The organism is Gluconobacter japonicus (genome assembly GCF_002723975.1).
Lineage (GTDB): Bacteria > Pseudomonadota > Alphaproteobacteria > Acetobacterales > Acetobacteraceae > Gluconobacter > Gluconobacter japonicus.
This window is the reverse complement of sequence record NZ_BEWO01000012.1, coordinates 22,500-35,460: the sequence shown is the minus strand read 5'-3', so window position 1 is coordinate 35,460 and position 12,961 is coordinate 22,500. Positions and strand designations below refer to the sequence as shown.

The window sequence follows — 12,961 nt, the reverse complement described above, 5'->3', positions numbered from 1 at the left end:
TATGCACGCTCGTACGGTCGATCCAGCACTGCAAAACATGATTGACACCCTGATGACGGGTCAGTGTGGCGATCCTTTCGCAGTGCTGGGACGTCATCGGGACCATCGACAGGATATCGTCAGAGTCTTCTACCCTGATGCCGTAGAAGTGCATTTGATGATCCAGCAAGCTTCTGGCCAAACTGTTGAAAAAATCATGCGCCGAATTGATGATCGGGGGCTTTATTCAGCGACATTGCCACGCTCGGCACACTATTTCCTGCGTATCCGCTGGGCCGATGCCTGGCAGGAAACACATGATCCTTACAGTTTCGGTCTGCTGTTAGGGGATATTGATCTTTACCTGTTCTCGGAAGGAAAGCATCAGCAGATCGATCGTATGATGGGCGCCATTCCCATGACCGTGAACGGTATAGAAGGCGTGCGTTTTGCCGTCTGGGCACCCAATGCCCGGCGCGTCTCGGTTGTCGGTGATTTCAATATCTGGGATGGCCGCAGACACTGCATGCGCCTTCGCCATGGATCAGGCATCTGGGAACTGTTCATTCCTGGCGTCCAGGCCGGAGAACGATACAAATACGAAATAGTATCCCATAGCGGAAAAGTACTTCCTGCAAAGGCGGATCCATATGCCAAGGCGGCAGAACTCCCACCGGCCAATGCCTCCGTTATTGCTCATCCAGATGCATTTGAGTGGCACGATGAGGAATGGATGGCTGCTCGCCCTTCTCGACAATCCAATACTGCCCCCCTTTCAATCTATGAAATTCATGCGCCTTCCTGGCGTCACCCTCAGCATGGTCGTGAGATCATCAGTTGGGACGAACTGGGGGATACCCTCATTCCGTATCTTCAGGACCTCGGCTTTACCCATCTGGAACTTCTGCCTATTGCGGAATATCCATTTTCCGGTTCCTGGGGATACCAACCTCTCAGCCTGTATGCCCCAACAGCCCGTCATGGATCCCGTGCACAGTTTGCCAGGTTCGTTGACCGCTGCCACCAGGCAGGCCTGGGAATTATTCTGGACTGGGTCCCCGCGCATTTTCCAGCCGATCAGCACGGTCTCGCCCAGTTCGATGGAACGCATCTCTACGAGCATGCTGACCCGCAGGAAGGTTACCATCAGGACTGGCATACGCTCATTTACAATTACGGGCGCAACGAGGTCTGTGGCTTTCTGGCAGGAAGCGCTTTGCACTGGCTGGAACAGTTCCACATTGACGGTCTGCGTGTGGATGCCGTCGCGTCCATGCTCTACCGGGACTACAGCCGCAAAGATGGAGAATGGCGCCCAAACATTCATGGCGGCCGCGAAAATCTTGAGGCCGTCAATTTCCTGCATCATCTTTCGGAAACACTCCATGACCTGCATCCAGGCACCCTCCTGATTGCAGAGGAGTCAACATCATGGCCTGGAGTGACTGCACCAGCCCGGACTGGTGGCCTCGGTTTCGATTATAAATGGAACATGGGCTGGATGCATGACACGCTGCGCTACATGCAGCGCGACCCGCTCTGGCGCGGCTACCACCCGTCGGACCTTACCTTTGGGATGGTCTATGCGTATTCTGAGCACTTCATCCTGCCACTGTCGCATGATGAGGTCGTTCATGGCAAAGGCTCCCTGCTGGGCAAAATGCCGGGAGACGACTGGCAGAAACATGCCAATCTTCGCGCCCTTTATGCCTTGATGTGGGCTTATCCCGGTCGCAAACTCCTGTTTATGGGCGGAGAAATGGCTCAACCACAGGAATGGAATCACGACGGGGAACTCGCCTGGCATCGTCTTTCAGACCCGCTTGGACGCGGTGTTCATGCCTTGATCCGTTCCCTCAACTGGCTCTATCGGCATCTTCCAGCGCTTCATACGTTTGATGATCACCCCGAAGGTTTCCAGTGGCTGATCGCGGACGATACACAGAACAGTGTGTTTGCCTGGGTCCGATACACCCCCAATGCCCCTCCAGTGCTCATTGTAGGAAACATGACACCCGTTCCGCGTTGGGATTATCGCATTGGCGTTCCATGGGGTGGCCCATGGCAGGAACTGCTGAATACGGACGCTGATATTTTTGGCGGTAGCCATCTGGGCAATCAGGGTCAGGTTTATGCGCAGGATATTCCTTCTCATGGACTGGACCATTCTGTCAGCCTGACGCTCCCTCCTCTGTCTGTTCTCTATCTTTCTCCCGCCTCCTGAAAAACAAGGGGTCATTCCATGTCTTCATTCAGGTTCAGGAACCGCTTTGGTGCGGAACTTATTGCTCCGGACAAGACGCGTTTCACACTCTGGGCACCCTCCTGTGACAGGGTCGTCGTCGAGGTGGAAGACCTTGCTCCCATCACCATGCGTCGTCATTCAGACGGAACCTTCACAGCCGAAGCGCCCTGTGGGGCCGGAGCACGCTATTTCTACAGGGTTCGGGACGAAATAACGGTTCCAGATCCTGCAAGCCGCTTTCAACCCGACGGTGTGCATGGCCGCAGCGAAGTTCTGGACCCGGACACTTACGACTGGAAGCATCCGGACTGGAAGGGACGTCCTTGGGAAGAAACGATCATTTACGAGACGCATCTGGGCCTTGAAGGCAATTACGAAGGCATGAAAGCGCGCCTTCAGGAACTGGCCGACCTTGGCATCACGACTGTTCAGTTCATGCCCGTCAACAGTTTCAGCGGGCATTGGAACTGGGGTTATGATGGCGTGCTTGTCTACGCACCCACTCCGGCTTACGGACGCCCGGATGATCTCAAAGACCTGATCGATCATGCCCATTCACTGGGACTGATGGTCTTTCTGGATGTCGTTTATAATCACTTCGGGCCTGACGGAAATTACCTTCTGGAATATGCCAAGGGCTTCTTCGACCCCCGGTATGATACACCGTGGGGCGACGGCATTGATTTCCACAATCCCATCGTGGCGGATTTCTTCATCGATAATGCGCTGTACTGGCTGATGGAGTATCGTTTTGATGGTCTGCGCATTGATGCTGCATGGGCCATTACGGATCGAAAATGGTTCTATAAACTCCAGAGCAGAATTCATAAGACCGTCGAAAAAGGACGCCACGTCCATCTCATTCTTGAAAACGAGAACAATGATTCAGGCCTGTTGAGGGATGGCTACTCGGGGCAGTGGTGCGAGGACTGGCACCATACCCTGACCGTCATGTTGAGCGGCGAGGACAAAGGCTTTTTCCAGCCTTTCCATACAGAGACAACCGCTCTTCTCAAACGCGTTCTGACGGAAGGTTTTGCCTGGCAGGGAGAATATTTTCCACCCCGGAAAAAGGCACGCGGCACACCCAGCAGTGACCTTCCTCCCACCAAGTTCGTCACGTTTCTCCAGAACCACGATCAGATCGGCAATCGTCCGCTTGGGGAGCGCCTGATTACTCTCTCAAACCCTGATGCCTTTCAGGCCGCTTACGCTCTGTTGCTGTTATGCCCCATGACACCCATGCTGTTTCTGGGCGAGGAATGGGGTTCCACAACACCCTTCTACTTTTTCTCGGATTTCCATGGAGAAATTGGCAAAAAAGTCATTCTCGGTCGTGAGGAACAGTTTGCGGAATACTGCAACCTGACGGATCCGGAGATCCTCAAGACACTTCCCAATCCCATAGACCCGAAAACCTTCAGACTTTCCAAACCGGACAGAAGCCAACGAGACTCCCCAGCGGGACAGGCTTGGCTGGCCATGACAAGAGAGCTCCTGTCGCTCCGACACTCGAAAATTACGCCCTATCTGAAAGGCGCTTATAGTGCAGGCGCCGACATTCTGGGAGATAAGGCTGTCGTGGCGCGCTGGACGCTGGCAAATGGCAGTCTGCTGACGATTGCCGTTAATCTTGGAAAAGAAAGTGCCTCTTTCACAGACCCGGAAACGGTTTTCTACGACACCGCTTCCGATCGCCGTCCCGGCACGCTTCCTGCTGAAAGTTTAGTCGCAGGACTGGATCGTCCTCTTTAAAGGGGACGATCGCTCCCGCTGGACGCAGTCTTCTCACTCAACCAGCCCCCCTGGAAGCCTGCGCGTTGCAAACCATCACGCAGGTAAGGGTTCTTTTTCATCACGTCCCATACGAAACCGCTGCGCCAGTTTTCGAGCATCAGCAGGATTGGCCCCTGATCAATGCCAAGCTGCTGCCCATCTACCCAATAATCGTTCTTGTCCTTGAAGGACGGATTGAAGGAATCCAGGAAGCCATACTGGTTATAGATCCGGTTTCCATAGCGCTTTTGCATTTCTTCAAGAGCAGGAAGTGCAATTTCCGGTGCAAAAGCAATGGATCCGCCGGCCGCAGTCGGCGCAATCGTTCCATCATCCAGAATGTAATCGCGTCCGGCCCCACGCGCACTGTACGCCAGATAATGACGCGGCTTACCGTCATAATCCTGATGGGCGTCACCCGGCCCATCGCACGCCGTCAGGCCCCAGATATTCGCGCCATAATCTTTCCAGTCGCCTGGATTGGCCTGTGCATAGGCGCGCTGCGCATACACGGCTTCACGTCCGTTCTGGAAATAATCATCATGATGCTTGCGATTGAAGTCATCCTGAATGCCACGGAAGTCAATCCAGGATTCACTATACTGATGACCGAACATCGGCGCGAAATTCAGAAGCTGATGCCCCTGAAAATCTCCCCACTGCCCATCATAAGTCGCAGTCCACGTCTTCCATGTGTCGGCAGGCAGAGGATGCGTCGGAGAAGCGATGGCCAGAAGGTAAATGATCAGACCTTCGTTATAGCCCTTCCAGTCCGTCGTAATGAAGTTGTTCGGCGGGGACCAACCCATGCTGAGCCAAGGGCCATGGGCTTTCATCCATGTCCAGTCAATCCGGCGATACAGACGATCCGCAATGTCGCGGATTTCCTTTTCCTTCGCATTGTCCTGATCATAGTAGGACTGTGCAAACAGAACGCCGCCCATCAGAAGTGTTGTGTCTACGCTTGAAAGTTCGGACCAATCCGCGACGCGCAAACCCGTGTTCGGATCAAGGAAATGGTAGAAAAAACCCTTGTACCCGGCTGCGCCAGAAACCTTGTCATTCTGTGGCAGACTGATGAGAAACCGTAGCGTCGTCAGCGTGCGGTCCACCGCCTGATCGCGGGTAACATAACCGCGCTCCGCACCGATTCCGTAAGCCGTCAGCCCGAACCCGACACTGGCGATACTGGCTGCACCATTGGGAAGCGGCGAACGATCCGGCACCAGCCCGTTTTTCGGGTTGGCTGTATCCCAGAACCACCGAAATGTCCGGTGCTCCAGATCTTCCACGAAGGCCTGATCGGCTTTCGTCAGGGACGCTGGCTTATTAAGCTGCGCCACCACCGTGTTCGCTGCGAGAGCTGCTCCTGAAGAGAGTGCCAGATGCACAACCCCTGCCGCCGCCCCGGTTCTGAGAAGACGGGAAGAGGAGGCACAGAACTTTTGTCCTGCACGTCGTGCTGTCGAGAGAAACCTGTTGCCCGGCGCAGGCTGCATTCGAAAGTCAGTGCTCATGCGCTCAGCATAAGCGCAGACAACGCATTACTTGAACGTGGAGTAAGATCACAACATCGTGATGATTTTTACCCGCAGAAAACTGCGAATATTAACGAATATCATTAGCTCCGAAATTCAAGAATCAATACTATTTTGCAAGCTTCCGTTACACGCCCGATTCCCGCTCGACGGGGGAATCTCACTCTCCCAGAAACCGGGCCGCAATTTCTGCCGTAACAAAAGCAGCAATCATTTCAGGTCTTTTGTCCCGAACGCCAAAATCCCCGATCGGGCAGACCAGCTTATCAATCTGCTCCTGCTGAATATCAATTGCCCGGAAGGCACTTTCAAAACGCTTACGCTTCGTCCGGGAGCCAATCATGCCCACGTATCGCAAATCGTTCCGGGCCAGCGCAGCCCCCGTGATCAGAGCATCCAGCGTATGGCTCTGCGTCAGAACCAGAATCCCAGACCCAGCAGGCGTAGCATCAAGAACGCTCTCCCAGTCGGACGTCACCTGCGCGTCAACGGCTGGCGGAACCGGTCCGAACTCATCCTCCCGGGCATCCACCCAGATGAGTTGCAAAGGCAGTAAAGCGAGCGATTTTGCCAAAGCCCTGCCAACATGCCCGGCCCCGAACAGGATCAGCTGAGGCAGCCCCTCCCGCTCTTTCCAGGCTTCACGTTCAAGCGCATCCATGTCCACGACACGCTCGATGCCGACCGTGACTGCCCCCCCGCAACACTGATTGATGGCCGGACCCAACGGAATATGTCGCTCAAGACGCTCCCCGCCCTCTATCAAAAGAGTACGGGCCTCTGCCATGCAGTCCCATTCCAGACGGCCACCGCCAATCGTTCCAACCTGCTCGCGCGACGTCACCAGCATGTAGGCCCCGGCTTCACGCGGAGTAGACCCTTTGGCGACCAGAACCGTAATTCTGGCGACTGCCTCCCCCGCATCACGCCAGCAGCGGATGGCTTCCAGCATGATCAGTCGATCTCGGCACGCAGGCTCATGGCAGTGCGCAGAACCCGTTCCGGCGTGGCGGGCGCATCAAGCTGCGGACAGGTCTTGTAGTCATTCAGGCTGGCGAGAGCATCCGAAATGGCCTGAAGGACGGCCACACCATGCACAAAAGGAGGCTCCCCAACGGCCTTGGACCGGAAAATTGTCTCCTCCTGGTTCGGAGCATTTTCCAGCAATTCCACATTGAAAATCCGTGGCCGATCGGAACAGGCCGGGATCTTGTAAGTGCTGGGCGCATGTGTCCGCAGACGACCCGCAGGATCCCAGACCAGCTCTTCCATCGTCAGCCAGCCTGCGCCTTGTACGAAACCACCTTCGATCTGCCCGACATCAATATCCGGATTCAGGGACTGCCCTGCGTCATGGAGAATATCCACGCGATCCATGGTGTTCTCACCCGTCAGCAGATCAACGGACACTTCCGCACAGGCCGCGCCATAGGCGAAGTAAAAAAACGGACGTCCCCGCCCCGTTGCCGGGTCCCAGGAAATCTTGGGCGTTTTGTAGAACCCGTTGGAAGACAGGGAAATACGGGCGAAATAAACCTGCCAGGCCAGTTGCTGGAAAGTCATGACATCTGACCCGACATGCACACCATCCGGCAGAAACTGCACGTCTTCTTCAGAGACGCTCCACTTCTCAGCAGCAAACGCGATCATGCGGCGCTTGATCTTGGTAATGGCATCCAGAACTGCCATGCCGTTCAGATCCGCTCCGGAAGACGCCGCCGTTGCGGATGTATTGGGAACCTTGCCAGTTGTGGTGGCCGTAATGCGAACCCGGTCGGACGTCAGGCCAAACTCACGCATGGCAATCTGCACCATTTTCGTGTGCAGACCCTGCCCCATCTCGGTCCCGCCATGGTTCACCTGCACGGAACCATCCGTGTAAACATGAACCAGCGCACCAGCTTGATTGTAATGTGTCGCCGTGAAGGAAATGCCGAATTTTACTGGCGTCAGTGCAATCCCGCGCTTGATGTAACGACTGGTTTTATTGAAAGCGCGGATCTCTTCCTTGCGCTTGGCATAATCACAGCGCCGCACCAGTTCCGTGACGATTTCGCGGCTGATCGAGTCTTCCACCGTCATATGATACGGCGTGACGTTCCGGTCTGTGGTTCCATAGAAATTGCGCAGTCGCACCGTCACAGGATCAAGCCCCGTCGCAAATGCGACTTCCTCGATCACCCGTTCTGCCGCGACAATACCCTGCGGGCCACCAAACCCTCGATAGGCCGTATTGGATTGCGTATTGGTCCGCAGTGGTTCAGAACGAAACCGTACGTCCGGATAGAAATACGCGTTGTCTGCATGAAACAGCGCACGATCCACCACAGGCCCGGACAGATCGGCGGACCAGCCACAGCGGGCAGCCAGAACCATATCGACCGCCAGAATGTCCCCGTCATCCGTGAAGCCGACATCATAATCCACGACGAAATCATGCCGCTTGCCGGTCATCATCATGTCGTCGTCACGGTCCAGACGCATCTTGGCAGCTTGGCCGGTCAGATCAGCCGCAATAGCCGCCAGACAGGCCGCAGCATTGGCCTGCGTTTCTTTGCCACCAAACCCCCCACCCATCCGGCGCACTTCCGTCGTGACCAGATGATGCGGCCGGCCCAGAACACACGCCACCAGATGCTGCGTTTCAGATGGATGCTGCGTGGAAGACCAGACGCGCATTTCCCCGGCCTCACCTGGCTGAGCCAGAGCGGCCTGCCCTTCAAGGTAGAAGTGCTCCTGCCCGCCCATCGTGATACTGCCAGACAGACGACGCGGTGCAGCAGCCAGCCCGGCATCCACATCACCGCGCTTCATGACGAGCGGACGCCAGACCAGATCGCCGCCAGCTTCCCGCGCCTGAGCCACATTCAGGATAGCGGGCTTTTCTTCATACTCGATCTTCGCAAGCCGAACGGCCTGACGGGCCGCCTGCCGGGACGTCGCCACCACGGCAAACATCGGCTGACCCCAATAATAGACATGATCCGTGGCCAACAGGGGCTCATCATGCGCATGCACCGGGCTGATCTCATTCTCGCCCGGAACGTCCTCTGCCGTCAGAACCCGCACCACACCGGGCGCAGACCGCACCGCGCTCAAATCCATGGAAACGATCCGCGCATGAGCCTTGGTGCTCAGTCCCGGAACGACATGCAACATACCTTTCGGCTCGGGCATATCGTCGATGTAATTTGCGCGCCCTGTCACATGCAGGATCGCGCTTTCATGCTTCATGCTGGTCGAGGCAGCCCCCTGAACCAGTATCTTGTGAGCCTCAGACATGCGCCAGCCCTCCGGTGCGGGCCAGACGCGCCTGTGGGCCGCCCGTCGTTTCCTCAAAGAAACGCGTCAGCAGGTTGGCCGCCACCGTGCGACGATACCAGTCCGTTGCACGCATATCGGTCAGCGGTGTGAAGTCCTGTGCAATGGCAGCACGTGCCGCTTCAAGTGCCTCTTCATCCCAGACACGTCCCAGCAGCGCGGCTTCCGCCTGTTCGGCCCGCTTCGGTATTGCTGCCATGCCGCCATAAGCCAGACGTACGGACGTAATCACGCCCTCAGCATTCCGCTCCATCATGAAAGCCCCCAGAACAGCGGAAATATCCTGATCGAAGCGTTTGGAAATCTTGTAAGCCCGAAACTGTGCATTCTGCGGGGGAACCGGAATAGTTACACCTTCCACGAACTCGCCAGAACGACGATCCTGCTTTCCATAGGCAATGAAGTAGGATTCCAACGGCAAAGAACGGCGCTCATTACCCAAACGCAGATGAAGCGTGGCTCCAGCCGCAATGAACATCGGCGGCCCGTCCCCGATCGGGGAGCCGTTCGCGATATTCCCACACACCGTTGCGCTGTTGCGGACTTGCGTTGAACCCAGACGACGGATCATCTCCCCTGCATCCGGCAATAGTTCTGCAATGCGGGACTGGGCTTCCTGATAGGTCACGGCAGCTCCAATCGTCAGACCTTCTGCTGTCCGTTCCATCCGACGAAGTTCCGGTACACGACCGATGGCGACAACATGCCGAAGCTGCCGCATCCCTTTCGTGACCCACAGGCCAACATCCGTCGCACCGGCAACGATGGTGGCGTCGGGGTTCTGTTCCAGCACTTCCGCCAGGACATCCACATTCCCCGGAACCGTCAGCGTCCCTTCCGGGCCGGAAAGCTGCACGGTTTCACCATCATTCAGAGCAACCAGACGCTCCGTAATGGTCTGAACCTGTACATCGAAACGATCAGGCCCCGCGGTCATGGACTGCTTCATAGCCCGAACGATAGGTGCGTACCCCGTACAACGGCAGAGGTTTCCAGCCAACGCGTCATCAATCTTCGCATCGTCATCCGTAGCGCCCGGTGTCTTGCGATAGGCGGCCATGGACATGACAAAACCCGGCGTACAGAAGCCACACTGGGAGCCATGCTGCTCGACCATTGCCGTCTGAACCGGGTGCGGGGCATCCGGTGTTCCAAGATCTTCAATCGTATAAACCTGCGCCCCATCCAGCATACTTACAAACTGGATGCACGCATTGACCGCGCGCCAGACAAGCCGGTCCTGTTCCAGCCGAACGACCAGAACCGTGCAGGCGCCACAATCCCCTTCATTGCAACCCTCTTTCGTTCCAGTCCGGCCACGCTCACGCAGCCAGTCCAGCAGGGTCAGTGTCGGAGAGACATCCCCAAGTACGATGCGGTCATCGCCGAGATAAAACTGAACGGCCTGTCTCATCACACCTGCCCCCCTGAACAAGAAGTCTGTACTGAAAAAAGAAGAAATTCTGGCTGGACTGGCAAAATGCGACCCTGAAAAAGCGAGAAACCCCGCACACGGAAAGGGGAAGATTAGCAGACTCCTGCACTATCGGGGGTGTTGCCGTCCAGTACCAAGATACGCATAGCGCGTTGCTTTTTCGAGAGCACATTTCCTCAAAACCTCTCATACAAAAACACCCGGCACGAAGGCCGGGTGCATGGAGAGGTTCTGGAACCCGATATCAGAATTTCGCGGAAACCGTTCCAAAAAACTGTCGGGGGGCAGCGATGAACAGATTGGCGTTATCATCCCCCGAAACAGAGGCAGCGCCGTAAACACCCCCGATATAAACCTGATTGAACAGGTTCGTGACACCAAACGACGTCTGGAAGTTCTGAACAAATCCAATCTTGCCGAAATCGTATGTCGCGTTGAGGTTGGAGGTCCAGTATGCGGGGATCTTTTCGTCGTTCGTATATGTCATGTAACGCGCACTGGTATAGGTCGTGTTGAAGTTGAAGGTCGCGCGCTTCCATGTATAGGTCACGTTCGCCTTGTACATAAACTTCGGATAGTAGACCTGCTGCTTGCCTTTGATGCTGATGTAAGCACCGTTATAAGGCAGATGTGAGTCCTGATAGGTCGCATCATTCCAGCTAAAACTGTTGGTGATCGCCAACCCCGGAAGAGGACGGATCGTCCCAGCCACATCCGCGCCATTCATCGTTTCACGACCAACATTCATGAAAGCGCTGTAAGTGTTCCCCGTCGATCCACTCGTGATGGCCGCCAGGCGGTTGTAGTAGTCCGTATGATAAAAATCCGCGCTGCCGGAAAAGAAATGCGAATTGAAGCGATAGCCGACGACATAATTCCATGTCCGTTCCGGCCGTAAGGTCTGCTTGTTCGCATTGAATACCGACTGGGCCGGGTTTGCAGAACTCCCCAGACCGCCCCATGGGTTTCCACTGCCACTCTGGGCCCCGTAATCATAGGCACGCATGTTTTCAGCAATGTCGAAATAGACTTCATGCTGGTTCAGGAAATGATAATCGAAGTTGAAATGCGGCAGGAAGGCATTCGCTGCAGTCAGGCTGCCAGACGCCGGATGGCTGTAATAAACGCCCCACTGTGACAGCGTGTCTGTATTATCAACGCTGGTACCACCATGCGTCGTTTGCAGCAGGGATTTGAACCCAGCCGTCACCGTCATTTCCGGCAGAATATGGTAGGTATCCTGTAAGTAGAACTGAAAGGTATTGGTATTGAAAGAGTCTTCCCACCATTTCGTCCCGTTCTTGAAATTGGAAATGGAAGAATGTGGTTTGTCCACTCCATCTTCATACATCTCCATCGGGTAATTAAACCGGTTGTTCTCATACCAGATACCCGTCTTGATATCGTTATGATGTCCGGCATGAATATCGAAGCTCTGCACAAACCCAAGTCGCCGAACATCCGGATGACCCGTTTCCATGGCCATTGGAACCTGTGAGGTCGGAGAGGTCAGGAAGGGATTGGTTGCGCTGTAATCGCCATTTGAAACATGTGCGTACGCAATCGTCTTGGAATCCACATTCGGGAAAAGCTTAAAATCCCCGGTAATGGCAGACATGTAATTGCGCTGTGTCTGTGTTCCGTCATAAGCGTAATCACCAATCTCATCGTTGGACAATACGCCTTCCAGATTACTCGGCACTCCCCCATTCTGGGCGTACATCGCGTATTCTTTGGCCAGTTCGTAATTTGGTTTCAGATAGGTCGTTTTGCGTCCCATCTTCTGCCACATGTTTTTTGTCACGCTGAGATAATTGTACTGCTCGAAATTTGAATAATCGAAAATGGCCGTAATCTTACCGCGATCTCCTACAGGCTGCACCAGCTTGAAATTGGCCTGCTGTTCCTGCTGATCTCCATAGCCCTTCCACAGATCCTGTGCTGTCCGGGCATAAGCAGCGTAAAATTTTGTCCCGCTTGCGTTCAGAACGCCACTATCAGCTCTGGCGAATGTTCTGAAGCCGTGATTACTACCAAAAAGCTGGCTGATACGCCCGCCAGCTTTGTTTTCCGGATCACTGGACGTGAACGTAATTGCCCCACCCAGGGTCTGTGCAGACGGGGTATCCAAGGCCCCCGCTCCCTGAGACATGGTCAGGCTTTCGATATTTTCCTGAATTTCCATCTGGTCAACACCAAGGCCATTCCAGTTATGGAAACCTTGCCCGCCCATTGGAATACCATCCAGAGAGACACCAAGCTGGGTCTGATTGAAACCACGCACATAGAGCGTATTCGCCACAGTATCGAGACCAAAAGCATCATCCGATGCAAAATTCGCGCCCGGCGTCGTCAGGGCCAGAACCTGCATCGGGCTTGTCCCGGCCACGAAATGATCAAGCGTCTGACGGCTGACAACTTCCACGGCACTATGAGGACCACTCCGATGCGCATGAACAGTCATAGCTTCCGAGCCGGATTTGACGGAAGGCTTAGACCGAACCCCAGCCGCTCTCACAGGAGCAACAGCTTTGGGAGCAGACGTCGCGTGATGATGCCGGGTTTTATGGGACGCTGCGTTGGCGGGGCCAGCAATCAGACCAGCCAGAGCAACGCCAGAAAGAAGAAGCCGAGATGCTCGGGGCATTAGGAGTCCGTTTCATTGGA

7 protein-coding genes are annotated in these 12,961 nt (G+C 55.3%); 2 read left to right on the top strand and 5 right to left on the bottom strand.

The genetic code is table 11. The features are described from left to right. Position 1: 1 nt before the first annotated feature. The gene (gene glgB, locus GJA01_RS09595) at positions 2 to 2,203 is read left to right on the top strand and encodes a 1,4-alpha-glucan branching protein GlgB (RefSeq protein ID WP_062503478.1); all 2,202 of its coding nucleotides are present in this window, start codon (positions 2 to 4) and stop codon (positions 2,201 to 2,203) included. An 18-nt stretch (positions 2,204 to 2,221) separates the two neighbouring features. Next, positions 2,222 to 3,979, top strand: coding sequence for a malto-oligosyltrehalose trehalohydrolase (gene treZ / locus GJA01_RS09590; RefSeq protein WP_062503480.1), 1,758 nt, complete (start codon positions 2,222 to 2,224; stop codon positions 3,977 to 3,979). Here the strand turns inward: treZ and GJA01_RS09585 are convergent. The 5 genes from GJA01_RS09585 to GJA01_RS09565 all read right to left on the bottom strand — a co-directional run bounded on the left by GJA01_RS09585 (position 3,976) and on the right by GJA01_RS09565 (position 12,941). Further along, on the bottom strand, positions 3,976 to 5,517 hold the full coding sequence (locus GJA01_RS09585; RefSeq protein ID WP_373317479.1) for a glucoamylase family protein: 1,542 nt from the start codon (positions 5,515 to 5,517) through the stop codon (positions 3,976 to 3,978). The two genes, treZ and GJA01_RS09585, sit on opposite strands and share 4 nt — an antisense overlap. Positions 5,518 to 5,698: 181 nt before the next feature. Continuing rightward, a complete protein-coding gene (gene xdhC, locus GJA01_RS09580; protein ID WP_062503481.1) occupies positions 5,699 to 6,490 on the bottom strand; it encodes a xanthine dehydrogenase accessory protein XdhC in 792 nt (263 codons plus the stop codon). Positions 6,491 to 6,492: 2 nt separating this feature from the next. Further along, the gene (xdhB, locus tag GJA01_RS09575) at positions 6,493 to 8,820 is read right to left on the bottom strand and encodes a xanthine dehydrogenase molybdopterin binding subunit (protein ID WP_062503482.1); all 2,328 of its coding nucleotides are present in this window, start codon (positions 8,818 to 8,820) and stop codon (positions 6,493 to 6,495) included. Continuing rightward, positions 8,813 to 10,273 (bottom strand): xanthine dehydrogenase small subunit, encoded by a 1,461-nt coding sequence (gene xdhA, locus GJA01_RS09570; protein WP_062503484.1) that lies wholly within the window; start codon positions 10,271 to 10,273, stop codon positions 8,813 to 8,815. Before xdhA ends, xdhB begins: the two co-directional genes overlap by 8 nt. Before the next feature lie 265 nt (positions 10,274 to 10,538). Then, positions 10,539 to 12,941 carry a TonB-dependent receptor family protein gene (locus GJA01_RS09565; protein ID WP_062503486.1) on the bottom strand — a complete coding sequence of 801 codons (2,403 nt, stop codon included), beginning with the start codon at positions 12,939 to 12,941 and terminating at the stop codon, positions 10,539 to 10,541. Between the last annotated feature and the right edge of the window lie 20 nt (positions 12,942 to 12,961).